Origin of the sequence: Prevotella sp. PTAC (assembly GCF_013166535.1) — a bacterium.
GTDB lineage: Bacteria > Bacteroidota > Bacteroidia > Bacteroidales > Bacteroidaceae > Prevotella.
Map to the genome: position 1 here is coordinate 20212 of NZ_JABKKK010000005.1, position 25518 is coordinate 45729.

Annotated in this window: 20 protein-coding genes; 9 read left to right on the forward strand and 11 right to left on the reverse strand. The window is 46.3% G+C overall.

Annotated features, from left to right (window positions below; all coding sequences use genetic code 11):
* Nucleotides 1–3: 3 nt before the first annotated feature.
* The gene (locus HPS53_RS04610) at nucleotides 4–1719 is read right to left on the reverse strand and encodes a glutamine--tRNA ligase/YqeY domain fusion protein (RefSeq protein ID WP_172204701.1); all 1716 of its coding nucleotides are present in this window, start codon (nucleotides 1717–1719) and stop codon (nucleotides 4–6) included.
* 109 nt (nucleotides 1720–1828) lie between these two features.
* Entirely contained in the window at nucleotides 1829–3115 is a 1287-nt protein-coding gene (locus HPS53_RS04615; RefSeq protein WP_104368975.1) for a clostripain-related cysteine peptidase, read from the reverse strand.
* A 78-nt stretch (nucleotides 3116–3193) separates the two neighbouring features.
* Between HPS53_RS04615 and HPS53_RS04620 the strand changes: the two genes are divergently transcribed.
* The gene (locus tag HPS53_RS04620) at nucleotides 3194–3913 is read left to right on the forward strand and encodes a GH25 family lysozyme (protein ID WP_172204703.1); all 720 of its coding nucleotides are present in this window, start codon (nucleotides 3194–3196) and stop codon (nucleotides 3911–3913) included.
* Nucleotides 3914–3916: 3 nt separating this feature from the next.
* A complete protein-coding gene (locus HPS53_RS04625; RefSeq protein WP_172204705.1) occupies nucleotides 3917–5059 on the forward strand; it encodes a zinc ribbon domain-containing protein in 1143 nt (380 codons plus the stop codon).
* 484 nt (nucleotides 5060–5543) lie between these two features.
* Here the strand turns inward: HPS53_RS04625 and HPS53_RS04630 are convergent, their stop codons facing one another.
* From HPS53_RS04630 to HPS53_RS04645, 4 genes are all read right to left on the reverse strand, one after another.
* Nucleotides 5544–6665: a nucleotidyltransferase family protein gene (locus HPS53_RS04630; protein ID WP_216651885.1), complete on the reverse strand. Its 1122-nt coding sequence runs from the start codon at nucleotides 6663–6665 to the stop codon at nucleotides 5544–5546.
* On the reverse strand, nucleotides 6662–7936 hold the full coding sequence (locus tag HPS53_RS04635; RefSeq protein ID WP_172204707.1) for a Na+/H+ antiporter NhaC family protein: 1275 nt from the start codon (nucleotides 7934–7936) through the stop codon (nucleotides 6662–6664). Before HPS53_RS04635 ends, HPS53_RS04630 begins: the two co-directional genes overlap by 4 nt.
* A 4-nt stretch (nucleotides 7937–7940) precedes the next feature.
* Nucleotides 7941–9434, reverse strand: coding sequence for a UxaA family hydrolase (locus HPS53_RS04640; RefSeq protein ID WP_172204709.1), 1494 nt, complete (start codon nucleotides 9432–9434; stop codon nucleotides 7941–7943).
* Nucleotides 9435–9571: 137 nt separating this feature from the next.
* Nucleotides 9572–10639, reverse strand: coding sequence for a substrate-binding domain-containing protein (locus HPS53_RS04645; RefSeq protein WP_172204711.1), 1068 nt, complete (start codon nucleotides 10637–10639; stop codon nucleotides 9572–9574).
* Nucleotides 10640–10828: 189 nt separating this feature from the next.
* Here HPS53_RS04645 and HPS53_RS04650 point away from each other — a divergent pair, with 189 nt between their 5' ends.
* The 7 genes from HPS53_RS04650 (at nucleotide 10829) to nth (ending at nucleotide 21789) form a co-directional block, all read left to right on the forward strand.
* A complete protein-coding gene (locus HPS53_RS04650) occupies nucleotides 10829–11851 on the forward strand; it encodes a sugar kinase (protein WP_104368981.1) in 1023 nt (340 codons plus the stop codon).
* 53 nt (nucleotides 11852–11904) lie between these two features.
* Nucleotides 11905–12573, forward strand: a complete 669-nt coding sequence (locus HPS53_RS04655; RefSeq protein ID WP_104368982.1) for a bifunctional 4-hydroxy-2-oxoglutarate aldolase/2-dehydro-3-deoxy-phosphogluconate aldolase — start codon at nucleotides 11905–11907, stop codon at nucleotides 12571–12573.
* Between the two features lie 91 nt (nucleotides 12574–12664).
* The gene (locus tag HPS53_RS04660) at nucleotides 12665–16036 is read left to right on the forward strand and encodes a DUF5112 domain-containing protein (protein ID WP_371741773.1); all 3372 of its coding nucleotides are present in this window, start codon (nucleotides 12665–12667) and stop codon (nucleotides 16034–16036) included.
* A gap of 25 nt (nucleotides 16037–16061) precedes the next feature.
* A complete protein-coding gene (locus tag HPS53_RS04665; RefSeq protein WP_104369122.1) occupies nucleotides 16062–16787 on the forward strand; it encodes a DUF5932 domain-containing protein in 726 nt (241 codons plus the stop codon).
* Nucleotides 16777–17379, forward strand: a complete 603-nt coding sequence (locus HPS53_RS04670) for an AbgT family transporter (protein ID WP_172204715.1) — start codon at nucleotides 16777–16779, stop codon at nucleotides 17377–17379. The genes HPS53_RS04665 and HPS53_RS04670 overlap by 11 nt, the downstream gene beginning before the upstream one ends.
* Before the next feature lie 882 nt (nucleotides 17380–18261).
* Nucleotides 18262–20901, forward strand: coding sequence for a valine--tRNA ligase (locus tag HPS53_RS04675; RefSeq protein ID WP_172204717.1), 2640 nt, complete (start codon nucleotides 18262–18264; stop codon nucleotides 20899–20901).
* Nucleotides 20902–21138: 237 nt separating this feature from the next.
* Nucleotides 21139–21789 carry an endonuclease III gene (nth, locus tag HPS53_RS04680; RefSeq protein WP_104369123.1) on the forward strand — a complete coding sequence of 217 codons (651 nt, stop codon included), beginning with the start codon at nucleotides 21139–21141 and terminating at the stop codon, nucleotides 21787–21789.
* Nucleotides 21790–21967: 178 nt separating this feature from the next.
* On the opposite strand, the gene HPS53_RS04685 is transcribed toward nth, so the two are convergent.
* The 5 genes from HPS53_RS04685 to HPS53_RS04705 form a co-directional block, all read right to left on the reverse strand.
* On the reverse strand, nucleotides 21968–22417 hold the full coding sequence (locus HPS53_RS04685) for a hypothetical protein (protein ID WP_104368986.1): 450 nt from the start codon (nucleotides 22415–22417) through the stop codon (nucleotides 21968–21970).
* Nucleotides 22418–22432: 15 nt separating this feature from the next.
* Nucleotides 22433–22801, reverse strand: a complete 369-nt coding sequence (locus tag HPS53_RS04690) for a hypothetical protein (protein WP_172204719.1) — start codon at nucleotides 22799–22801, stop codon at nucleotides 22433–22435.
* Nucleotides 22802–22842: 41 nt separating this feature from the next.
* A complete protein-coding gene (locus HPS53_RS04695) occupies nucleotides 22843–23394 on the reverse strand; it encodes an RNA polymerase sigma factor (RefSeq protein WP_371741774.1) in 552 nt (183 codons plus the stop codon).
* 120 nt (nucleotides 23395–23514) lie between these two features.
* Nucleotides 23515–24990 carry a L,D-transpeptidase family protein gene (locus tag HPS53_RS04700; RefSeq protein WP_172204721.1) on the reverse strand — a complete coding sequence of 492 codons (1476 nt, stop codon included), beginning with the start codon at nucleotides 24988–24990 and terminating at the stop codon, nucleotides 23515–23517.
* 74 nt (nucleotides 24991–25064) lie between these two features.
* The gene (locus HPS53_RS04705) at nucleotides 25065–25379 is read right to left on the reverse strand and encodes a T9SS type A sorting domain-containing protein (protein ID WP_233210169.1); all 315 of its coding nucleotides are present in this window, start codon (nucleotides 25377–25379) and stop codon (nucleotides 25065–25067) included.
* Nucleotides 25380–25518: the final 139 nt, after the last annotated feature.

The following is a 25518-nucleotide window of genomic DNA, read 5'->3' on the forward strand; positions in this document are numbered from 1 at the left end:
GCCTTATTTGTTCATTTTTGCCCATGTGTCTTTAAGTCCCACTGTGCGGTTGAATATCAACTTATCTTTTGTGGTATCCTTATCTATCGTGAAATATCCGATTCTCTGGAATTGCAGGAAGTCACCGACATTTTTTTCCGTGATGAATCTCTCCACATAACAATTGTTGAGTACTGTCAGTGATTTCGGATTGAGCAGTTCTCGGAAGTCACGATCATCGGCCGACGGATTTTCCACGCTGAACAGTCTGTCGTATAGGCGCACTTCGGCAGGCACACAGTGACCTGCGCTTAGCCAATGTAGCGTGCCTTTCACTTTTCTGTTTGCCCCGTCCATGCCGCTTTTACTCTGCGGGTCATACTCGGCATAGATTTCTTCTATCTCCCCGTTTGCGTTTTTTTTGCATCCGGTGCACATTATTATATAGGCGTTTTTGAGTCTCACTTCCTTTCCTGGTGTCATGCGGAAAAACTTCTTCGGAGCGTCTTCCATGAAGTCATCCCGTTCTATCCACAGTTCACGGCTGAACGTGATGGTATGGGTTCCCTCGGCTTCGTTTTCCGGATTGTTCACCGCTTCCATCTCTTCCGTCTTTCCTTCGGGATAGTTTGTGATGATAAGTTTCACGGGATTTATCACTGCCGATATGCGTGTAGCTCTCTTGTTGAGATCATCTCGAACGGCTGCTTCGAGCAGTGCGTAGTCGTTCAGTGCGTCAAACTTGGTGTAACCGATTGAGCGTATGAAATTTCTTATGCTCTCTGATGAATACCCGCGTCGTCTCATACCGCAGATGGTGGGCATTCGCGGGTCGTCCCATCCGTTTACGAGTTGTTCGTCCACGAGAGTGTGCAGTTTGCGCTTGCTCATCACTGTGTACGTGATGTTCAGGCGGTTAAACTCAATCTGTCTCGGACGGTAGCCTGACTCGTTTTCCGTTTTGTTTTCCGACTCTTTGAGCAGGTCTATGAACTTGTCGTATAGAGGGCGGTGAGGCACAAACTCCAGCGTGCATATAGAGTGGGTGACACCCTCGAAATAGTCGCTCTGTCCGTGTGCGAAGTCGTACATCGGGTAGGCGTGCCATTTCGTTCCGGTGCGGTGATGCGGAGTGTGGATGATGCGATACATTACCGGGTCGCGGAAGTGCATGTTGGGATTTGCCATGTCCATTTTGGCTCTCAGTACCATTGAACCTTCCACGGCCTCGGGTGTGTTCATCTTGGTGAACAGTTTGAGACTTTCCTCTATCGGGCGGTCACGGTACGGACTCGGCTTTCCCGGAGTGGTCGGAGTGCCTTTTTGTTCGGCAATCTGCTCCGATGTCTGTTCGTCTATGTATGCGAGATTGTTTTTTATCATCCATATTGCGAAATCCCAAAGTTGTGGGAAATAGTCGGATGCATAATAAACGTTGCCCCATTTAAAACCGAGCCACTTGATGTCGTTGAGTATCGAGTCAACATATTCGGTGTCTTCTTTCGAAGGATTGGTGTCGTCGAAGCGCAGATTGCATACTCCGCCGTATTTTTCCGCCACTCCGAAGTCCATACAGATGGCCTTGGCGTGTCCGATATGGATATATCCGTTTGGCTCGGGAGGAAATCGTGTCTGTATTTTTCCTCCGTTTTTCCCTTCCGCAAGGTCGTTTTCAACCATCTGTTCAACGAAGCTCAAGCTTTTTTTCTCTTCGTTTTCACTGCAATTTTTCTCAACCATAATAATCTTATGTTTTTTGTATTTGTGAATGCAAAGTTACTAAATATCATGGCACAAAGCCATCGTCATATAATAAAATATGTGGGATGCAAAGATACGAAATAAATGTCTAATAGATATTGTCAATATCTTTTTTTATGGATTTATTATAATAAAAATCCATTCCGGCGGCATAATACCATTCCAACCGTTTTATATCATTGTTGTAATCGTACCGTAAAACCCTGTCGTCATATATCTTTTGCGGCACGAAGACACTCATTCCGCCATATAGGCCTTCCGCGTCTTTGAAATCGAAATCAATATTGTATGACGTGGTCCATTTCCTCGTCCATTTCTTGTACACTACCGTTCTGTTGAGCTGTGCTTTCCATTCGTCGTATGCTTCGGCATACCGTATGTTTCCGCTCATTATGCAGTCTATATCGGTTAGAATCTTGATAACATCCGCTCTTGAACGTTCTCCATAATAAAAGATAGCATCTTCTGTTTTTATCGTTCCGTCTTCCGGCAGCAGTGCTATAATCCTGTTTGTGATGTAGGCCAGATACTCCATCTCGTTTGTCTTTATCACAGAGAGTGGCACTTTATTGCCGTAATAATCTTCTTGTTCGAAATATGTGTCTACGATTTTCTTATAGAAATCGTCTGATGTGCCGAACAGTAATGGCACTATTTTGTCGTAAGGCGCGCCGATAGCCGGTATTTCTGCCGGTGATCCTATTATGAAATCCGCGGTGTTGCGCAGTTCGTATGCGACTTCGGCCGACTGGAAGTTGCATATATCTGCGAGGATGAATTTGAATCGTATTCGAAGTCCTTCGAGAACATTTGCGAGAGTGGGTATGTTGATCCATTTTCGTCCGCCATTTCCGTCCATGTCCGCACCAGTATCATATCCGTAGGCCCTGCGTACCGTTTGGGAGGCTTGATGAGCGGTGCGGTATGCTATCGTGTCTTGTTCTATCAGCCATCCGCTTGCATGTCCCCATAGTACCAGTCCGTATTCTTCTGCCGGATACTCCGTAATGATTCTGCTCAGTATCTCGCTCATCTTTTGCGGGTCAGAGGCATAAAACTCATTTCCGGCACTGTTGTATCCCGTGTTCTTGCATATCTTTCCGCCTGCAATTCTTGCGATGTATGGAGGGTTGTTCCTGTCTGTATTGTCTACGAATGCCACCAGGTTTACATCGTCTGGAATGTTCTTCGACCCGGCTGCCATTTCTGTCAGGTCGGCAGTGGCGTTACCGGACAGATTGTTTTCAGCTATCATATATACAATCACTGTTTTCCTTGCGGCAGACGGGGGCTTGTGATTGTTAGGTATTTCATTATCATCGTTGCATGATATGAGCAGAAACACAGCCCAAATCATGGTTAATAAATACTTCATATATTAATATTTTTCGGCAAAGTTACATTTATTTTGTCAATAGTTAGTATCTTTGCAACCTAATTTTGCTATCATATAATGAAATATTTGACGATTATATTACTGCTTTTAATGTCCCTATACATGCGTGGTCAGGATTTTTACGAGCAGTGTGAGGATACTTGTACACACGTTCACGGAATAGACATGAGCCACTATCAGGGAGAAGTGTTCTGGGAGGCGGTGGGAGAAAACACCAAGATGGCATACGTGTACCTGAAAGCCACTGAGGGCGGTGACAGGATAGACTCGAGATATGAGCGTAACATAGAATTGGCCCACAGGCACGGACTGAAAGTGGGAAGCTATCATTTTTACCGCCCGAAGACCGAGCAGGCCAAGCAGTTGGAAAATTTCAAGACACAGTGTCTGCCGGGAGAACAGGATCTTATACCTATGATAGATATAGAGTCGACCGGCGGATACGGCACAGATGAGTTCTGCGACTCGCTTTTTAAGTTTCTTCGGCTTGTGGAAGAAGCATACCATCAGAAACCACTATTGTATACATATACCAATTTTTACAACAAGCATCTGTGTGGAAAAGTGGATGACTATCTTCTGATGATAGCCCAGTACACGGAGCGTGAGCCGGTATTGGCAGACGAGCGGGATATAGCCATGTGGCAGTATACCGGAAAAGGAAGCCTGAACGGGGTTAACGGGTATGTGGATAAAAGCAGGTTCATGGGAAATCACGGCCTGCGTGAAATCAGATACAGGCATAATGTCAAAGTTTCGGAAAAAATAAAAGAGTAGAATATGGCAATAATAAAGTGTCCGGAGTGTGGCCATCAGGTTAGCGACATGGCCAAGACGTGCCCGAGTTGTGGCATAGAGATAGCCGGAAAGGTGATGAAATGCCCCGATTGCGGAGAGGTCGTTTTTAATGATTTGGACTTGTGTCCGGGTTGTCATCATCAGTTGCACACCGTCAAGGCAACCCGAAATGATGGTGCCGGCAATGTAGGTGCACAGTCATCGGATGATTCAGTGGAATCTGTCGGTGCGGTTAATGCACCGAAGAAAAAGAAAACAGGGTATACTGTTTTTGCCGTTTGTTTTGTCATAGTTCTGATAGCCGTGTTCGTTGGCGTGTATTTTTATACTGGCGAGCAGCAGCGCAATGAGTTGGAGGCATACGAGAATGCCGTTTCGAGTGAAGAACCGGCTGTGTTGCAGACATATCTTGACATGTATGAGGACGCTCCGGCAGAGCATCGCGACTCGGTGAAAGCCTGTCTCGACAGGTTGGGCAAGATCGACGCAGAGTGGACCGATGCGGTTGTAAACGGAACGAAAACAGCTTTCGAGCGTTACATGAGGTTGCATCCTGGAAGTGTGCATAATGTGGAGGCAAAGATAAAGATAGACTCTCTCGACTGGATTTCGGCCACACAGACAGATACACGCGATTCGTACAGGAACTATATAGACGCGCATGCGGACGGAATGTATGTAGATGAGGCCCGTGACAGATTTGACCGCATGGAGGCAAAACGTGTGGACGATACAGACAAGACGGAGGTAAGCCGGTTGTTCACAGCTTTTTTCAACGCTCTTGCCACCGGTGACGAAGCCGGGCTGACTTCGTCTGTAAGTCCGGTAATGGACGATTTCTTGCACAAGGCAAATGCCACGAAGAGCGATGTCCTTGATTATATGGCACGCATACATGAGCCGGAAGACATAAATTCGATTGTATTCAGGCCTAATGGTGACTGGAAGATAAACAAGCAGGAGACGGCAGATGGAGGCCGTGAGTATGGCGTGATGTTCACGGTAGATATGAAGATAGACCGTAGTGACACAGAGAAAGAGACTTTCTGTACTTACAAGGTGGATGCGAAGATCACTTCCGACGGAAAGATAGGTGTGCTTAATATGAGGAAAATAGTGCAGTGACGAACATCCTCTCATCAGGCAGGTTTGATTGGTTGGATATATTTACAAAATCCTCTTGAATACTCGGTTGTTTTGAAATAAAACTCCAGTGGTCGAAAAAAACGTGTATTTTACGTTGTTTTGTTAAGTGTTTGATATACAGTGTATTACTGCTTGTTGGGTGTTGAGGGTTTGTTTCCCGCTTTGCAACGGGATACTTATTGGTCTGCATTTAGCCGCTCGTTGCGTTGCGTTTAGCAATCCGTTATCTTCCAATTGGCAACCGAATGCAAGGCTACAAGCACCTTAATGTATCCAAAGGTAGTAGCCAGTGTTAAATATATGTAAATTATGTGTTTGAAAACAGCATAATTATAGACATGTTTGGGTAAAACAGCGCCTTTGATTTTCTATTTTGCGGAAAATTAAAGGCGTTTTTTTATGATATTATTATTACATCAGATACAGGGCGTTTGCCGGTCTATGTATGCTTTTCCTTATTTTTTTATTCCTCGATGCGTGATAGTGAGCGGGCAAAAGAAGCGAAGAAATTGGTGAAAATCTCAGCTGGATAATATTTGAAGAATTTTGCGGTGTGACGGATGTGCCATAGCATGGCATTCGAGTTGCTTGTCGTGACGAACACATGTTTGCCCTGGGTAAAGAACCAGTCTACTGTATGGCTGCCGTTCATGTCGAAAATGTCGTCGGTTATTGTAGTGGTGTCCGTGTCGTTTTTGAAGTTTATGAACGGTAGCTCATCCTCATCAAATTTCATCAGCTTTACGAGAAGTGCTCCTTCGAGTAGTGCCATGTGTTGCAGCTGCAGTTTGCCGATCCATTTTTGCAGTTTTACGAAGTCCACCTTGTCTCCTTCTTTTCTGAGAAACATCCCGAAGTCGATAAGTTGTTTCAGGCTGATGCCTTCGTTCATGATATAGCGTGCCATGCGAACTATGATGATAAGAAGACTCAGTGTGTGAGGCACGATCTCTATCTTCGTTCCGTTTATGATGCGGTATGCGGAGTCGCAGCATCGTATTTCGCTATCTATAATCTTTTGTAAGCGCCTGTTGAGCAGTGTGTTTGTCAGATACATCATTTGCTTGTGATGTTCTATCTTAATGCCGTGACGGAAGTATTTCAGCATGTTTCTGTCACTCTCGTCTTTTTCTGTGCCATGCTCGATAGCCCATGCGTCGGCCTTTTCCGCTTGCGGTTTGTAAGGGAAATATATGTCTATGTCTCCTCCCGAGCGGTGGCCGGGTCGGTCGTATAGTGATGCGAAGCCCTGGCCTTTCAGTAATATAGGGCGCAGGTGGGCATGATTGAACGTGTCGAAAAGCTCGGCCAGGCACATGTCTGTCTCTTTGTTTCGCTCTTCCGTCTCTTCGGTAATTCTATGCCAGTTATCCTTTTGCCTGTCCGACAGTCGCAAGAAAAAATCATCCGAGTATGCTTTTATTCCGTCTGCCACGAGTGCGCCTACACCGTGCATGAGCGCCAGTTGGCACAGACGGTCCCATTTCCATTCGGACATGGGTTCCAATGGCTCGTCTTTTCTTCCGAAAGTTCCGCTGCGCAGGAGCCGGAAGAAGTTTCGCTGTATCACCGGCATTGTTTTCATGAGTATCGTTTCGGGTATCTGAATATGATGGCAAGTACGGCGGCTGCACCTATGCAGAAAGGATAATAAAGATATGGGATGAGGCTCATGGGGCTTGTCGAGGCTATTCCGGCTGCCAGTAGCAGGTGTGCCCCGTATGGCAGCAACCCTTGGGTGAAGCACGACATGGTGTCGAGGATGCTGGCGCATTTGCGATTGTCAAGGCCGAAACGTTGGCTTATGCGGCGGGCTATACCGCCGACGGTGATGATTGCCACCGTGTTGTTGGCCGTGCACATGGTCACTATGCTTACAAGTGCCGCTATCGACAGTTCGGCTCCGCGCTTGCCGGATATGCGGCGCGTCATGTTTTTGATGATGTAGTCTATACCACCGTTTACTTTTATCAGTTCGAGCATTCCTCCGGCGAGCATCGTTATTATTATAAGCTCGCCCATGCCTGTGATACCGTCGCCGATAGTCTTGAACCATCCGTAGGTGTCGAATGAGTTGTCGAGCAGTCCTATGAGTCCTGTGAGCGATATGCCGAGGGCGAGAACGGCCATGACATTAAGTCCGCACACAGCCGTGATAAGTACTACGATATACGGTATTACTTTCGTATACTCCACGTCCGGGATACTCTGAGGCGAGCTAATGTTGTTGCCGAGTAGTATGTATATGATGAGAATGAGGAACGCGGCCGGCATTACGAGAAATGAGTTGACCTTGAACTTATCGCTCATCTTGCATTCTTGAGTGGATGTGGATACGATGGTGGTATCGGAAATGAATGACAGGTTGTCGCCGAAAAAGGATCCTCCCACAACCACTGCCACCATCATCGGGACGCTTGCTCCCGTGGAATGTGCCAGACCTGAGGCAATCGGGGCGAGTGCCACGATGGTTCCGAAGCTCGTGCCGATAGACTGGGATATGAAGCATGACGCGAGAAAAAGACCGGCCAGGAGCATGTTTCCGGGGAGTATGGTCAGCATGAGGTTCACGGTGGCGTCTATGCTTCCCATCACCTTTGCGCTGTTTGCGAACGCTCCCGCCAGAATGAATATCCACAGCATCAGCATCATCTGTTCTGAGCCGGCTCCACGGCTGAAAATGTCGATGCGTTGGCGCAGTGTCCTGCCTCGGCTTATGATTACCGCATATACCGATGATGCCATGAACGCCACGGTAATCGGCACCTTGTAGAAATCACCTGCCACAATGGAGGTGACGAGATACAAGGTGACGAATACCAGTAACGGACTTAATGCTATGAGACCTTTGTTCAAATCGTTATAGTGTTACACCGTTTTTGAATATTGCTATCTCACGGTAGTCGTTTATTTCGTTGCGGGCTTTCTCTCCGCTTGCCACAGCGAGTATCTTGTCGATGAACTCAGGTACAAGTTCCTGCATGGTTTTGCCCTCGATGAGCTGGCCTGCGCTGAAATCGATCCAGTTAGGCTTGCGGGCGGCCAGGGTGGGGTTGGTGGCTATTTTCATTGTCGGAACGAATGTGCCGAACGGTGTGCCGCGGCCGGTGGTGAAAAGTACAATCTGGCATCCAGCGGAAGCGAGTGCCGTTGAGGCTACCAGGTCATTGCCGGGAGCAGATAGCAGGTTTAGGCCGTTGGTGTCGAGCCGTTCTCCATATTTGAGCACTCCGCTGACGGGAGCGCGTCCGCATTTCTGGGTGCAGCCGAGAGCTTTGTCCTCGAGGGTAGATATGCCTCCCGCCTTATTGCCCGGTGAGGGGTTTTCGCCCACGGGCTCGCCGTGGCTGAGGAAGTATTCTTTGAAATCATTTACCATGCTCACGGTTTTGCCGAACAGTTCAGCGGTCTCGCAACGGTTCATCAGAATCGTCTCGGCACCGAACATCTCCGGCACTTCGGTGAGTATTGATGTTCCGCCTTGGGCCACGAGCCAGTCGGAAAACTCGCCAACGAGCGGATTTGCAGTGATGCCGCTGAAACCGTCGCTGCCGCCGCACTTCAAGCCCACTCGCAACTTGCTTACACTCACATCCTCACGCTTGTCTTCCTTTGCCGTGGCGTAGAGACTGCGCAGAATATCCATTCCGGCCTCAATCTCATCGCCGTCAACCTTTTGGGTTACGAGGAATTTTATTCTTTCTTTATCATAGTCGCCGAGCAACTGCTCAAACAGTTCCGGCTGGTTGTTCTCGCATCCGAGTCCGAGCACGAGCACACCGCCAGCATTGGGGTGTAGGGCGATATCACGTAGCACGTTGCGTGTGTTCTCGTGGTCACCGCTGAGCTGTGAGCAGCCGTAATTGTGATGCCATGCATAGATATCGTCTATGCCTTCGCAGCCTGTCTCATGGCGCAGTTTGCCGGCAAGTTTCTCGGCAATGCCGTTGACACATCCCACGGTGGGCACGATCCATATCTCGTTTCTGGTGCCAACCTCGCCGTTTTTACGCATGTATCCCTTGAAGGTTCGTTTTTCATCCTTGATATCAAGAGTTTCTTTTACGGGGTTGTATGTATATTCGAGAGTTCCCGATAGATTGGTCTTCAAGTTGTTCTCATTGACCCAGTCGCCGGCTTTCAGGGGCTTGCAGGCGTGTCCTATCGGGTATCCGTATTTTATTATGTCGGCTCCTTCGGGGGTGTCGGTGATGAGGACTTTGTGTCCCGCCGGGGTGTCCTGGTTAAGGATGACGGTCTTGCCGTCTATTTCGATGGTGTCGCCTTTGCTTTTTTGTTGCAGGCAGACAACAACGGTGTCGGCCGGATTGATTTTGATGAATGTTTGTTCCATTTTAGTAGGTATTTTAAGTTATTGAAAATCATGATTGTTTGTCATGAATCGATATTCTTCATCCGTGAAGTCACGCTTTTTGCTCATTGGATTATATGTCTTCAGCGGTGATGTAGGGGATTTCATGGAATATGCGTTCATAGCTGTTGACGTCTGTAAAAGTCGACGTTTTCTTTTGTGAGAATTTCTATCGGCATATAGTTGATGGGTGTCACTTCTTTTTTTAGTACAATGGCTTCAAACAAAGTCTCGATACACGAGAAGCCTTGCATGTAGGCATGTTGTGCGATGAGGAACGAAATGGAACCTTGCTTTACACATTCAGCGTTTTTATTGACCATGTCATATCCCATGATTTGCACGTTACGTCTGTTGCTTTTCTGTAAAAACTCACCGACAAGATGTGCCTTTGAATTGAAAGTTATACAATGATGTACATGAGGGTGCTCTTTGAAGAAAGTGTCGAGAATGTCATCATATTGTTCACGCTCTTTGTTAAGAGGAAGATTTACCTCGGTTATTTTTACTTCGGGAAAATGATCCCGCATGTAATGCCGGAAGCCGGTCTCCCGGTTTTCCTGCTGCTTGCTCGCCACGTTGCCGTTTTTCATTTGTTTCATGAGCATTATCTCATTTTCTTTCGCTGCCAGCAGCATAAGCATGCGACCGGCAAAATATCCGCTGAAAAACGAGTCCTGCCCATAGAATGACAATGGTTTAAGATCCGGCATGTATGAGTCGAGGAGTATGAAAGGAATGTCTTGATCGTGCAAGATGTCGGTGAACTCGCGCATCACATCAAGTGTCGTCGGAACTATAATCACTCCGTCCGGCCTGTCTTTGAGACACTGCTCTGTGACCTGCACGAATGTGTTCTTGTCAAAGCGATTGTAATACATCATTTTCATGTTGATATTGAAGTCGCGGCGATGCTCGCACGCACTCATCGCTCCTTCCTCTATCTCTTCCCAATATGCTTCGGATTCATGCTTTGGGATTATGAAATCAAAATTGTATTTCTTGTTGTAGGCAAGCGCGCTGGCATACATGTTGGGATGGTAGTCCATCTCTTTCAGTGCTTTCTCCACTTTCTCACGCGCTGTTTTGGATACATTCGGACGGTTGTGTATAACCCTGTCCACCGTACCTACCGATACACCGGCGAGTTCGGCAACGTCCTTGATTCTTATTTTGTCGGCGGCCATGTCTTATCAGTAATTTTTTACAATGCAAAAATACCAATAAAAAATGAATTGTGTAAATGCACAGTTCAATATTTTACAAAATAAGAAAGATTTTGTCAGTTTTGTTTCGCCATTTGAGAAATAAGTACTATTTTTGTGCTCACAAACTGTAGATCTATCAAAACAATAATAATAAAAATATTTTAGAAAATGGCTAAGGTAGTTACATTGGGCGAGATAATGCTCCGCCTGTCTCCTAACGGCAATGACCGTTTCATTCAGACCGATTCTTTCCGTATCATTCCCGGTGGCGGAGAGGCTAACGTTGCGATAAGTTGCGCCAATTATGGACATGATGCGTATTTTGTCAGCAAGTTACCGGCTCACGAAATAGGTCAGATAGCGGTTAATTCATTGCGCCGTTACGGTGTAAATACACAGTTTATAGCACGTGGCGGAGAGCGTGTCGGGCTTTACTATGCCGAGACCGGAGCCTCAATGCGTCCGTCAAAGGTTATTTATGACCGTGCTCACAGTGCCATAGCTGACGCTGATCCGTCTGATTTCGATTTCGACGCAATTATGGAAGGTGCCGACTGGTTCCACTGGTCAGGTATCACTCCGGCCGTATCCGATAAAGCGGCAGAGTTGACAAAACTCGCTTGCGAGGCGGCAAAGCGTCATGGTGTTACTGTATCTGTTGACCTTAACTTCCGTAAGAAGCTTTGGACATCCGAGAAAGCAATCTCTATCATGCGCCCGTTGATGAAATATGTCGATGTATGTATAGGCAACGAGGAAGATGCAGAGCTTTGTTTAGGTTTCAAGCCGGATGCAGACGTTGAGGGAGGACAGACTGACGCTGCCGGATATGAGGGCATTTTCAAGCAGATGAAAGAAGAGTTCGGCTTTAAGTATGTTGTGTCAACATTGCGTGAGAGCTATTCGGCAACTTTCAACGGTTGGAAAGCGCTTATTTATAATGGTGAGGAGTTCTATCAGAGCAAGCGTTATGAAATCAACCCCATTATCGACCGTGTAGGCGGCGGTGACTCGTTCTCGGGCGGTCTTATCCACGGTCTGCTCACTAAGTCTACTCAGGGAGAGGCTCTTGAATTCGCTGTAGCCGCTTCGGCATTGAAGCATACAATCAACGGAGACTACAACCTTGTAAGCGTTGATGAGGTGGAGTCGCTTGCCGGAGGTAATGCCAACGGACGTGTGCAAAGATAACCTAATATTATTATAGTTTAAGAACATAAACTGATACGTTTAAATTTTAGATAATGGCAAAATTTGATAAAATAGCTGTTTTGGCAAAGATCGGCCAGACAGGAATGGTTCCTGTATTCTATCATAAGGACGCTGAGGTGGCAAAGAAGGTTGTGAAAGCTTGCTATGACGGCGGAGTACGTGCTTTTGAGTTTACCAATCGCGGTGATTTTGCTCACGAAGTGTTTGGGGAAGTGGTTAAATTTGCAGCCAAAGAGTGTCCGGAGCTGGCGCTTGGTGTCGGTTCTGTCGTAGATCCCGCCACGGCAGCTCTTTACATTCAGCTTGGTGCCTGCTTTATTGTAGGTCCGCTTTTCAATCCTGAAATATCCAAGATCTGTAACCGTCGTTTGGTTGCTTATACTCCCGGATGCGGTAGCGTGTCTGAGGTAGGAGCCGCTCAGGAGACAGGTTGCGATCTCTGCAAGATATTCCCCGGCGACGTTCTCGGTGCCAATCTCGTGAAAGGGCTTATGGCTCCGATGCCATGGTCTAAGCTGATGGTGACCGGTGGCGTATCTCCAGACGAGGCTAACCTTACATCGTGGATTAAAGCCGGTGTATATTGCGTCGGAATGGGTTCAAAGTTGTTCCCCAAAGACGTTATAGCGTCAGAGAATTGGCAGGCGATTACCGATAAATGTGTTGAGGCATTGGGATATATTGCTAAGGCACGCGGATAATGATATGACATTCACAAAAGGCTCCTTATGGCTTTTATGCCTGTGGAGCCTTTTGTTTTTTTCGGCATGTTCACGTTCCGATAGGCAGCAAGTGGACAAGTTGAATTCTATATCTTATGCCTATCATTATCGAAATCTCGATTCAACCTATTTTTATGCACGGCGTGCTTATGACATGTCTGCCGGTTACGGGGCGGGCAAGGCTGCCGCATTGAACAACATGGCATTTGTCAGTATTGCCAGGATGGATTATGAACTGGCGGAGAAGCAACTCGAAGAGGCTCTTGATGTTACCGATAATCAAATCGAATTGCTTGTAGCCGAGGTTCAGAAGATGCGTCTTTGCCAGCGAATGTCGCAAAACCGCAGGTTTTATGATTATCGGGAACGTGCCAACAGCCGTATATCCAGAATCAATGAGGAGCGTTTTGAACTGTCTGATGCCATGCTTCGACGTATGATATATGCGGAGACGGAATTTGCGATAGTCAATTCCACATACTATTTCTATGTAGGTCTGGAAAGGCAATCTATAGATGCCATATCCGTTATATCTCCTGATGGTGATATTAGGAAAGACACTGCGCAGTATTTGAATTATCTGTATAACATAGGTGTCGGCGGTATTATAACAGGCGGTTCGCAAGCAGAGATAAGCCAGCGTGAGTTTGACTATCTGATTAAATGCCTTATTATGGCCGGGCAGGGGAATTATCCGTTTTTTGTGGCCAACAGTCTTGAGGCTTTATCCGAGCACTTGTTAAAAATACGATACCGGAATAGACTGATAGAGGATAACGCTCCGGCCATGAAATACATCAATCCGACCAATGTTCCAGATTCTATTGTTCCGGAACTTTTGGCGAAAAGGTCACTTTCGATATTTCTTGATTATGGCGATGTGTACCAAACGGCGGGTGCTTACCGCACTTTGGCGTCATGTGTCATGGCTGTTGGCGACAATGCGGCGGCTTTGCAGTATCTTGATTCGGCCTTGGCTGATAGGAAAATATATCAGGCTCCCGATTTGGTGGCAAGTATCAGAGAACAGTTGAGCGTAACTTTTTCCGCTGTTAATGATAAGCAGGCAAGCGATTATAACCGTAATATCTATATAGACTTGCAGGAGCAGACGCGCCAGGACCGTTATTTGGAAGCCCGTGCAGACATGTATGATAAGGCTGCCAAACAGTTAAACATCATGATTATAGCCGTAATCGTGGCAATACTGGTGCTTGTATTCATGCTTTTGTTTTTTTATTATCTCAACAGAAAACGTCGTGATGAGTTTTCGATGGACATGCTTCTGCGTCCTTTGCGTTTATGGCAGCGGAAAGAGGAAGCGGAAATGAACCGGCTGACCGATTATGAGGAGGAGATAAAGGAAAGGCACGCCCTTCTCCTTTCACACATAGAATCAGGAGAGAGAGAGGCTCTTGAAAACAGGGCTAAAGTATTTCTTGTCAACAGTGTAATGCCGTTTATAGATAGGATAATAAACGAGGTGCGTATGTTGGAATGTAGAGATGAGCCGGATGATGTGCGTGCCGGTCGTTATACGTACATCTCAGAGCTGACCGACAGGATAAACGACTATAACGATGTGCTTACACATTGGATACGGATGCGTAGCGGCAGGCTTGGCTTGCGTATAGAGAGTTTCGCCCTTCAACCTCTCTTCGATATTGTGGGAAAGGGCGTATCCGGTTTCAGGATGAGCGGGATAGATTTGAAGGTGAAAGATACTTCGGCGGTAGTGAAAGCTGACAGGGCGCTGACTCTTTTTATGGTGAACACTCTTTCTGATAATGCCCGCAAGTTTACTCCTGCCGGCGGAACTGTCACCGTTAGCGCGAAAGAGACTGATGATTATGTCGAAATATCGGTTGAAGATACCGGTGATGGTCTTACGGCGGACGAATTGAACTCTGTTTTCGAGCGAAAAGTGTACAATGGTACTGGGTTCGGATTGCTGAACTGCCGCGGAATAATAGACAAGTACCGCAAGACAAGCCGTATATTCGATGTCTGTATCATATCGGCAGAGAGCGATAAAGGTACCGGCAGTCGTTTCTTTTTCCGTCTTCCTGTCGGTATACGCCGCTCCGTTACGGTCCTTTTATTACTCTTTATTTCTTTATTGTCATCCGTGGCGGAGCCTGTCTCAAACATTTTCATGGCCAAGGCTTATGCAGACAGCGCTTATTTCTCGAATATAGACGGCACATACGAGCTTACGCTTCGGTATGCAGATTCGTGTAGGGCGTATCTCAATCGGCATTACCTGTCGCTATATCCCGATGGGCGGCATCTAATGGTGAGGGAAGGGAATATCTCCGTCATGTCTCCGGAGATAATATGGTATCATGACAAGGTCGCAACTAATTACAGCATTGTGCTCGATATGAGAAACGAAAGTGCCGTCGCTGCCCTAGCTCTTCACCGGTGGACATTATATGACTATAATAATAAGGTATATACGCAACTGTTTAAAGAGATTTCGGCAGACAATACACTTGCTGACTATTGCAGGATGATGCAAAGTTCGCAGACCAACAAAAACATAGCCGTGATACTGCTTGTACTTGTTTTGGTAAGCATTTTGCCTGCTTATTATTTTCTTTATTACCGTCATCGGATTTATTATCGTTTCTGTTTAGAGCGTATAAATACTATCAATGAGATCCTTCTTGATGATATAACGCCGGCGGAGAAGCTCGGCAGGATTGATTTACTGGCAAAAGAGCGTTATCCTGATGATTTGCGGAAGATTGTGTGTGACATAAAGAAATCTCTTGCCATGGCCGTGGATTCCCGTAGCCGGCTTAGTGCTGATATAGAACTTGCCGATGACGAATGCCGCCGTGCCGAACTCGAATGCAACAATCTGCATGTGGCCAATTCGGTGACAGACAACAGCCTGTCGGCATTGAAGCATGAGACTATGTACTATCCGGGGCGTATACGCCGCATTGTGGATGAGCCGGAAGTTGACGTGCATGCTCTTGGAGAGCTGGCCTCATATTATAGGGAATTGTATTCGGTGATGAGCAGGCAGGCCATGCGTCAGACAGAGAGCGTCAAACCTCATGTCAGGCCGTTGCCTGTATCTGATATACTGCCGGGCGATGACAGCGGGCTTGTTTTTCTTGCCGATAGAAATCTTATTGTTTTTCTTTTCGACATATTGCGCCGGCAGAACGGCCGCCAACCGCTTGATGCCGTTGTGCGGGCCGCAGGTGTGAAATATATAGAAGTGACGCTTGGTATGCCTGGTGAATATGCTGTGCCTGGCACTGCCCCGGATATATTCACACCTGCGGCTGACAATATCCCGTATCTGCTCTGCCGACAGATTGTGCGCGACCACTCGGAAGCTACAAACCGCCACGGATGTGGAATAAAAGTGAGTGTAAAAGACGGGAAGGCGGTGATGGCGATAACGCTGCCAAGATATAAATAAATGAAAACGAATGACAAACAGACGTATGGATAAGTTTAAAGTGATAATCGTTGAAGACGTTCCGCTCGAACTGAAAGGTACCGAGGGAATAATACGCGGTGACATACCGGAAGCTGAGATTATAGGAACAGCAAGTACCGAGGCCGACTATTGGAGGCTGATGAAAGGGGATTTGCCCGACCTTGTACTGCTCGACCTCGGTCTCGGAGGTTCGACGACCGTGGGCGTTGAACTATGCCGTCATACGAAAGACACTCACCCTGAGATTAAAGTACTCATATTTACAGGTGAGATACTGAATGAGAAATTGTGGGTCGACGTTCTTGATGCCGGGGCAGACGGGATTATCCTTAAAAGTGGCGAACTGCTGACGAGAGTAGATGTGTGCCGCGTGATGGAAGGCAACCGCATGGTGTTCAACCAGCCGATATTGCAGAAAATAGTTGAGCGGTTCAAGTCTTCGGTAGGTAAGGAACTTGCTCGTCGGGAAGCTTTTGTCAATTATGAGATAGACGAGTATGATGAACGTTTTTTGCGTCATCTCGCTCTCGGATATACGAAAGAGCAAATAACAAACCTGCGTGGCATGCCGTTCGGTGTGAAGAGCCTTGAAAAACGCCAGAATGAGCTTTCACAGAAATTCTTTCCCGATGGGAACGGTGGTATGGGCATTAATGCCACGAGACTCGTGGTGCGTGCTTTCGAGATAGGAATACTCGACATTGATAACCTTGAGCCCGATGAGGAGTAGGATAACTGAATATTCTGTAGTGGCGCTGTGCCTGGTTCAACTTGTGCTTGTACCTTTGTCATGGTTACTCAGTGTGGCCGATGTGGGTTTTGAGGTGCGCAGCCTTATAAGCAGCGAGGGTATCAGGTGGTTTTTCGGACGTTTTGCCTCCATGTTGGCCTCTCCGTTTCTCGTCTGGCTTTTGCTGTTGTCAATGGCTTCCGGATGTATAAAAGCCTGCGGATTACCGGGTTTGTTTGTGCGCAGACCGTTGCTCTTGCGTTATCGGGAGCGTGTGGCATTGCTGTTCGGCGGGTTGTCTCTTCTGCTTCTGTCATGTGGCTATTCCATGCTTGTTTTTGTTCCTCATGCCGTATTGCGCGGTGTTACCGGCGATTTGTTGCCGTCTCCGTTTTCTGCTTCCGTCGTGCCGTCTGTCGCTTTCATCATTATTGTCGTCGGTATGGTATACGGGGCTGTGTCGGGCTGTTTTCATCGTGTCTCGGATGTTTGCCACTCGTTGTTTTCCGGAGTATCGTTCGCTGCTCCGTTGTTTCTATACTATATTTTGTTGATGCAGTTGTACCATTCCATAGTATTCGTTTTCGGTTGAAACGTTACTTTGAAGTATTGTGTGTTTAGGATATTAATTCATATTTTTTTCAATCGTTGATAACCGTATATATAAGATGGAAAGATGAATTGCCGGAAGTGATATGTGGATTAAGTCGAAGGAATTAACTTCATGACGTTTTTATGATTTTGAATTGACCGGACGTAAAATCGGTCAATTCTTTTTTTGTTTGTTGGATTGCTGTTTGTTAAGATAATTCGCGGTGGGCCGGGCTTTCTTAATAGTTGCGTTTTGGGTGTGAAAAAAATCATTTCCTGTGTAAAAACCATTGAGAAATGATAAAAAAATGCCAGCGTTCATGCTCGTTTTTATTTTTTCTGCGTTTGGATACCGAACGCAGAGCAACGGGTAGCCTATTAGAGGCTTGTTTGGCGTTGTTTTTCGGAAAATAAAAATCCCGTCGGTGCATGAATATGCACCGACGGGAACAATGCTCGGCCCTCACTGCTGTTCGCCGGGTGTCGACAGTCAAGACATTTATTCCTATTATGGAATGTGAGTGTTGCGCCGGTATGTTGCGGTATCAAATATTACAGTCGCTTTTTTGGGGCAGAATTTATTGCGGTTGTTATGGTGATTGTAAATATTTATCATGAAAGTTGTCATAAAAAGAGTTTTTGTTCATCACAAAGATAATATAAAACATGCCGTGAAAAAAGGATTGTCACGATACACTTTCATATACATGCGCATATGTCTGACTGTCTCGATTTATTTATTCCGCCATTGCGGTAATGTGGCACGGAGTATAAAAATTAGTCTTCCTATCGTTATTTAGGCGGTTCTGTAAACGGTTTTTCCGACGTTTTTTATTAATTTTGCATTGTTTTACACGATAAAAATAAAAACGATATATAGATTATGGAATTAGCAAGCAAGTACGACCCGCAAGCAGTGGAGTCGAAATGGTATCAGTATTGGCTTGACAACAAGCTGTTCAGCAGCAAGCCCGACGGTAGGAAACCATACACGATAGTGATTCCCCCGCCGAACGTGACGGGAGTGTTGCACATGGGGCATATGCTCAACAACACCATTCAAGATATCCTTGTGCGCCGTGCCCGCATGGAGGGTAAAAATGCTTGTTGGGTTCCCGGCACCGATCATGCATCTATTGCCACCGAGGCAAAGGTGGTGAACAGGCTCGCACAGCAGGGAATAAAGAAGACCGATCTTAGTCGTGACGAATTTCTGAGACATGCGTGGGAATGGACCGACGAGCACGGAGGTATAATATTGAAGCAGTTGCGCCGTCTGGGAGCGAGCTGTGATTGGGAACGCACGGCATTCACGATGGATGATACTCGCTCGGCAGGTGTTATAAAAGTGTTCTGTGACCTATATAAAAAAGGCCTTATCTACAGAGGCGCTCGTATGGTGAACTGGGATCCGCAGGCACAGACGGCTCTATCAGACGAAGAGGTAATATACAAGGAAGAGCAATCCAAACTCTATTATCTGCGCTATATGGTTGACGGCGAGCCTGGTAAGTATGCGGTGGTGGCTACCACGCGGCCGGAGACAATCATGGGCGATACGGCAATGTGCATCAATCCTGGCGATCCTAAAAATCAATGGCTTCGCGGCAAGCATGTGATTGTGCCGCTGGTGGGTCGCCGCATACCGGTGATAGAAGACGATTATGTGGATATTGAGTTCGGTACAGGTTGTCTGAAAGTCACTCCAGCGCATGACATTAACGACCATGCGCTCGGAATCAAGCATAATCTGGAAACGATAGATATATTCAACGACAACGGAACGATCAGTGAGGCTGCCGGAATGTATGTGGGAATGGACCGCATGGACGTGCGTGTCAAGATAGAGGATGACCTCAAAGCGGCCGGGCTGATGGAAAAAGTGGAAGACTATACCAACAAGGTGGGATGTTCAGAGCGTACCAATGTACCCATAGAACCTAAGCTGTCTACACAGTGGTTCCTGTCAATGAAGCATTTTGCTGATATAGCTCTGCCACCGGTGATGAACGATGAGATAAAGTTTTATCCGGTAAAATACAAGAATACGTACCGTCACTGGCTTGAAAATATCAAGGACTGGTGTATCAGCCGCCAGTTATGGTGGGGACACCGGATACCGGCTTACTATTTCACCACTGAAGACGGAAAACGTGATTTCGTTGTTGCCGAGAGCCGTGAGGAGGCTCTCATGATGGCACGGGAAAAGAACGCGGCTCTTGTCGAGGCTGATCTTGAGCAGGATGAGGACTGTCTCGACACGTGGTTCTCAAGCTGGTTGTGGCCGATGTCCGTGTTTGACGGAGTGAACAACCCTGACAATGAGGAGATAAACTATTATTATCCGACAAGCGACCTGGTGACAGGTCCGGATATTATATTCTTCTGGGTGGCGCGAATGATAATGGCCGGATATGAGTATCGTGGTACAATGCCGTTCAAGAATGTTTATTTCACGGGTATTGTCCGTGACAAACTCGGACGTAAGATGTCCAAGAGTCTCGGCAACTCGCCCGATCCGCTGCTGCTCATAGATAAGTATGGGGCGGACGGAGTGCGTATGGGCATGATGCTTTCGGCACCGGCCGGAAACGATATTCTCTTCGATGAGAGCCTGTGTGAGCAGGGACGCAACTTCAACAACAAGATATGGAATGCTTTCCGTCTTGTGAAGGGCTGGCAGGTAGCCGGCGTTGAGCAGCCAGAGGCAAACAGGATTGCCGTGGAATGGTTTGATGCGAAATTGCGCCAGACAAATGCAGAGATTAACGACCTGTTCCGCAAATACCGTATCAGTGAGGCTCTTATGGCCGTATATCGTCTTTTCTGGGATGAGTTTTCGAGTTGGTATCTCGAAATGATAAAGCCGGTTTACGGTCAGCCGATAGACAGCACGACGCTCGGTGCCACCTTGCGTTTCTTCGAGACGTTGCTGAAAATGCTTCATCCTTTCATGCCTTTCATCACCGAGGAACTGTGGCAGCATATTTATGATCGTCGTGACGGGGAGTCAATCATGAGCGACAAGCTCGAGATGGCGGAAATGACGGCAGCCGATGAGGCTCTGATTTCAGGAATAGAGAGCGTGAAGCAGATTGTGGGCGGTGTGCGCACGGTGCGTAACCAAAAGAACATAGCCCCAAAGGAGTCTTTGGCTTTGCAGGCAGTGAACGCCAACAGGTATGAGGCTTATAATAGTGTCATTGCCAAAATGGCCAATCTTGGTTCTATTGACATTGTTGAAGAGAAAGATGCCACTGCCGCTGCTTTCATGGTCGGGACAGATGAATTTGCCGTACCATTGGGCGATATGATAGATGTAGATGCAGAGATAGACAAGTTGGAAGGTCAGCTCAAGCATCTTGAAGGATTTCTTTCCGGAGTAAGGAAGAAACTGTCCAACGAGAAATTTGTGGCTCATGCTCCTGAGGCCGTAGTGGCTTTGGAACGCAAGAAGGAAAGTGACAGTGAGGAAAAGATAGCCGCAATAAAGGAGTCGCTTGCCGCATTGAGAAACAGATGATACATGGCCGGCTGGGTTAATGATGATACAATGTGCGTGGACAACCATCCACGCACATTTCATAAGTCTCGGTTACGGTAGTTGTAGTGTGGTGGTCTGGTGGCGAATAATAATGATTCGGATATCAATTACTGTTCGTCTCATTGTCTGAAATGTTTTATTCGCGCTGTTGATTGTAGATATACTCATTATCGGGCAGGAATAACGTTTTATGTATTTATAATGTTTATCAAGAAGATGAAGAAATCAGAAAGATATAAAGTTGTCTTGGAGTATTTCAGAAAGGAAATGCCCGATGTTGACACAGAGTTGCAGTTTGGCAGCATATTTCAGTTGCTTGTAGCCGTGATATTGAGTGCCCAATGTACCGATAAGCGTGTAAACCAGGTTACGCCGGCGCTGTTTCGGCGCTATCCTGCGGCAAAAGACATGGCAGTTGTTGAGCCAGAGGATGTGTTGGAATATGTGAAAAGTGTATCATACCCCAATGCCAAGGCTCGACACCTTGTGGAAATGGCGCGTTGTCTAATGGAAAAGCATGACGGTGAGGTACCGTCGGATCTGAAAGAACTGCTCGCTTTGCCGGGTGTGGGCCGCAAGACGGCGAATGTGATCCAAGCTGTCGCTTTCGGGAAACCTACAATGGCTGTCGATACGCATGTATTCAGGGTCAGTCACAGGCTCGGATTGGTATCGGATAAGGACGATACCCCTTATAAGGTGGAGCGGAATTTGATGAAATATATACCCGAAGATGATATACCATTGGCTCATCATTGGCTCTTGTTACATGGAAGATATGTATGTACATCAAGAAAGCCGCACTGTGAGAAGTGCGGCTTGGAGAGTATTTGTCCTAAAAATATAGATAATTCCAAACTTGGCTGAATATCAGTTGCTATATGGAGGGCATTCGGTTCTGATATAATGGGATATTCGTTCCTATATGACCGATATGGCAATTCTGATATAGCTGAAACCGGTTCCTGTACGACAGGTATTGAATCTGTTTGACAGAAGGCATGTTCCGATACAGCCGGTGTTCGATTTTAATATAATCGTAAATCTATTTTCTGCCTTTCTTTTGGTTGTTATCGTGCATTTTTTTCAGTGAACGCCTGTGAAACTTATTCTCCGCTTTTATGACATCAAGCAGTTTTCGTGCAGGTATGACGGTCAGAAACTTGTTGTGATATGACTGTTGTATCCTCTTCAGGTCTATTTCCAGTTTGTCGCACTGTTTGATTATATTCAGGCAGGCGGCATCGTCTGTCGGATTATTTCTGCTTAATTGGCGTATTCGGTCGAATTTCGCACGTTGGGCTTTTCTCATTTCATCGTATAGCGGAAAGAATTTCTCTGCCTCTTTGTTGGTCAGGCCGGCTTCTTTGATAATGAATTGTTCCAAATCAGCCTGAAATTTTTCTGGAGAGAACCCTTTCCCACGGTTATCCTGGGCACAGACAGACAGTGCAATGACCAATGAAACAAAACAAAGCAATAATCTTTTTCTCATATATTCCCTATTTTATTATTCGCTCATAAGGCAGGCATAAATGTCAGCATTGTCCATCATCGCATGGTCGATTATGGCATCTTCCGCCGTGTATGTATACCCCCCATTTGAGTGAGCAACGGATTCGCTTCGCATGGTGTCGTGTTGTGGCTCTGTTTTAGACAGATATACCGTGATGCCGAATATGGCGAGACACAAGCATGCTGCCGAGTAAAGTATCGGACGCAATATCTGTATGCGTGAGCGGCGACGGATTATCCTGTGTTCTTGCTCTGGCAATTTGTCGATAATTGTTGAGGCAAAATTGTCGAAATAGCCTGTCGGCACACGGAAATGATTATCCTTGCCAAACCGATTCTTTATGTACCTTTCTTCTTTTACCATAACTGTTCTTTATCTTTTTGATGTATAACAAACTGAAAAGTTTAATCATGCAGCTTGAAATACTCCGATATTTTCTTTACCGCAATGTGGTAAGAGGCTTTTAATGCGCCTTCGGATGTACTCAATATCTTACTTATTTCGCTGTATTTAAGTTCATCGTAATACCGCATGTTGAATACGCAACGCTGTACATCGGGCAGCTTGGATATCGCTTCCTGCAGCATCGCCTGGGTCTCGTCGCCGTCGAAATACTTATCTGCTATCAACTCATTGGCGACGTTGGTATCTTCGGCGTCAGCGCTTATCAGTGTCATTGTCTTGCGTTTCCTGAGAAAGCCGAGGCTTTCGTTTACGGCAATGCGGTAAAGCCATGTGGAGATCTTGGAGTCGTTACGGAACGAACCGAGATTGGTCCATGCTTTTAGGAACACATTCTGCATCACATCGTCTGCGTCTTCATGAGTGATGACTATACGGCGGATTTGCCAATACAGCTGCTCGCTATATTGGCGTACGACCATTTCAAAGGCGTTGCGCTGGGTTTTGGGGTCGGCCAGCAACAATGTTATATGTCGTTCGTCGTATTTTTCCACTTTATTCTTTGACGATTTATTTCATTAAAGGTTTAATACCGTTCCGGTAAATGCTTTATTATGCTTCATCAGGTGTCTGGCACGGCCTCGTGATATGCTCGATATGGTATAGTGAGGTGTTTAATCCTGTCTCATAAACGGTTTGATGTGCATGCTCATTATATTGTCGTATCCGTATACATCGGGATAGCTCCGTAAAGAGCCGTCCGGTTCTTCAAATATAGTATAATAAGTTATGGATATCGGCACGTTTGGTTTGACGGTCAATGAGCGTATCAGCCGGCGGTTGTTGTCTTCGTTTTGTATATATCTTCGCCCTTTGTTGGTCTCCGGTGCGATATCCATTGATATACGCAATCTGTCAAGCAGCCATTCGTCGGGATTGTCTAACAGGAATACCGCCAGGTCGAAAGGCCGTTGAACTCTCACGCATCCGTGTGAGACGCTACGGTTTTCCCTGCCGAAAACGCCACGGCTCGACGTGTCGTGAAGAAATACCGAGAAGTTGTTTGGGAACCTGAATATTATGCGTCCGAGCGAATTGCCTGCTCCGCCTTCTTGAATGACCGCATAATGCCCTGAGCGCAAGTTACCGGCCGTCAGATTCTCTATGTCAATTCTGTTTCCGGTTTTTCTCTCGATGATGTAGTAATTGTTTCTTTCGAAATATGAAGCGTCACCCGCATGCGGTGCGACTTCGTTTCTGATGATGCTCATCGGGATGTTCCATACGGGATTAACTTCCATCCAACCTATTGCGCTTGTGAGTAACGGGGTCTTTGTCTTAAAGGCTCCGCATCCTATTCGCATGTCAATCACGTTTCCACTGCCGTATGCGTATAAGTGATATGCCGGGATGTTTACGATGATGTGCTTTCCCGTTGTGTCGCGGACGCCGTTTTGCCGCCATCTGCATCGCTCCATATTGCATAATATCCGCATTCGTGATTTGGTGTCATTGTCATTTTCGGATGCGGCCAATTCCTTTTGCAGGCGTAGATACAGAGGGTTTGTAGGCTTCACGCTGCGCAGAAAACCTGATATGCTGTCGTTGGTGATTTGGCTTAAGGCATGTATGAAGAATTTATCATCAGGCCTGCGTATTTCAATGTCGAAAAGCCGGCGGTAGCCAAGTACACGCTTTGTCGAATCGTCGCTGATGGCATCCAGTTTGTTAAACATATAATAAGGGTTCGTAAACCCGAAACTCTGTCCGGTTACATAGCGAAGATACGCTTTTGTAAGTCGGAATTCCAAGCGGGCCATTACATCGTTAATGGTATTTCCGTCTTTATCGAAATCAAGGTTGCGTATGCGCTGTATATCGTTTTCGATGAGTTCGGCATCGAAAGAACGGCTTGTAAATCCTATGCTGTCTTCCACCGTTTTCAGAACGGTAAGCAGGCTGTCGGCGCAGCTTCCGACACCATATCTGTTTATCCATAAAAGCGAACCGTTGTTTACATAATGACTGCGTGTATGCCCGTCAGCGAATATAGTGTCAGTCTCAATGCGACAGATCTTGTCTATATTCTCTTTTATTTTATGTGAATTTATAACATATTCCTGCGTTCTCAAATCCGAAAACGCATCCATTGTTATATTATTATGATAATGATTGTGGCTGTTGTCACCGCACCCGGATATAATTGCCAACAGGCAAAACCAGATTAACGGATAGAGACTTTTCTTACAATCTTGCCGATTTTCAATATGTAGCAACCTTTGGGTACATTAAGTTCAACACGTTGTGCGGGGCTTTCTATCTTTATTTTCATCACAGGTTTGCCTGTGAGCGATACGACTTCGAGTATCAGCCCGTTCGCGCCTGTTACATGCACAGTAGCCTGTTCAACCGTTATGCTTATGGCCCGCTCATCAATCTGCTCCTGATAGCTCGCTTCCATCTCTGAGGCGAGTGCCGGTGAAGATGCCGCAAGTGTCATTATGGATATAATTGCAAGTATGAGTAGTCTTCTTGTCATATTCGATTTAATTTTATTTGCAAATATAATATTTTATATCCATACTGCAAAATATTTATTGTGAAAATACAATATAATCGTGAATGCAGAGTTGTATGGGGATGAAATTTTTATGCAATATTAAACAATCCTTTACGTA

Bases quoted from the DNA above. Each gene is read 5' to 3' on its own strand.
- HPS53_RS04610 (WP_172204701.1), bottom strand. From the start codon at position 1,719: ATGGTTGAGAAAAATTGCAGTGAAAACGAAGAGAAAAAAAGCTTGAGC.
- HPS53_RS04615 (WP_104368975.1), bottom strand. From the start codon at position 3,115: ATGAAGTATTTATTAACCATGATTTGGGCTGTGTTTCTGCTCATATCA.
- HPS53_RS04620 (WP_172204703.1), top strand. From the start codon at position 3,194: ATGAAATATTTGACGATTATATTACTGCTTTTAATGTCCCTATACATG.
- HPS53_RS04625 (WP_172204705.1), top strand. From the start codon at position 3,917: ATGGCAATAATAAAGTGTCCGGAGTGTGGCCATCAGGTTAGCGACATG.
- HPS53_RS04630 (WP_216651885.1), bottom strand. From the start codon at position 6,665: ATGAAAACAATGCCGGTGATACAGCGAAACTTCTTCCGGCTCCTGCGC.
- HPS53_RS04640 (WP_172204709.1), bottom strand. From the start codon at position 9,434: ATGGAACAAACATTCATCAAAATCAATCCGGCCGACACCGTTGTTGTC.
- HPS53_RS04645 (WP_172204711.1), bottom strand. From the start codon at position 10,639: ATGGCCGCCGACAAAATAAGAATCAAGGACGTTGCCGAACTCGCCGGT.
- HPS53_RS04650 (WP_104368981.1), top strand. From the start codon at position 10,829: ATGGCTAAGGTAGTTACATTGGGCGAGATAATGCTCCGCCTGTCTCCT.
- HPS53_RS04655 (WP_104368982.1), top strand. From the start codon at position 11,905: ATGGCAAAATTTGATAAAATAGCTGTTTTGGCAAAGATCGGCCAGACA.
- HPS53_RS04665 (WP_104369122.1), top strand. From the start codon at position 16,062: ATGGATAAGTTTAAAGTGATAATCGTTGAAGACGTTCCGCTCGAACTG.
- HPS53_RS04670 (WP_172204715.1), top strand. From the start codon at position 16,777: ATGAGGAGTAGGATAACTGAATATTCTGTAGTGGCGCTGTGCCTGGTT.
- HPS53_RS04675 (WP_172204717.1), top strand. From the start codon at position 18,262: ATGGAATTAGCAAGCAAGTACGACCCGCAAGCAGTGGAGTCGAAATGG.
- nth (WP_104369123.1), top strand. From the start codon at position 21,139: ATGAAGAAATCAGAAAGATATAAAGTTGTCTTGGAGTATTTCAGAAAG.
- HPS53_RS04685 (WP_104368986.1), bottom strand. From the start codon at position 22,417: ATGAGAAAAAGATTATTGCTTTGTTTTGTTTCATTGGTCATTGCACTG.
- HPS53_RS04690 (WP_172204719.1), bottom strand. From the start codon at position 22,801: ATGGTAAAAGAAGAAAGGTACATAAAGAATCGGTTTGGCAAGGATAAT.
- HPS53_RS04700 (WP_172204721.1), bottom strand. From the start codon at position 24,990: ATGGATGCGTTTTCGGATTTGAGAACGCAGGAATATGTTATAAATTCA.
- HPS53_RS04705 (WP_233210169.1), bottom strand. From the start codon at position 25,379: ATGACAAGAAGACTACTCATACTTGCAATTATATCCATAATGACACTT.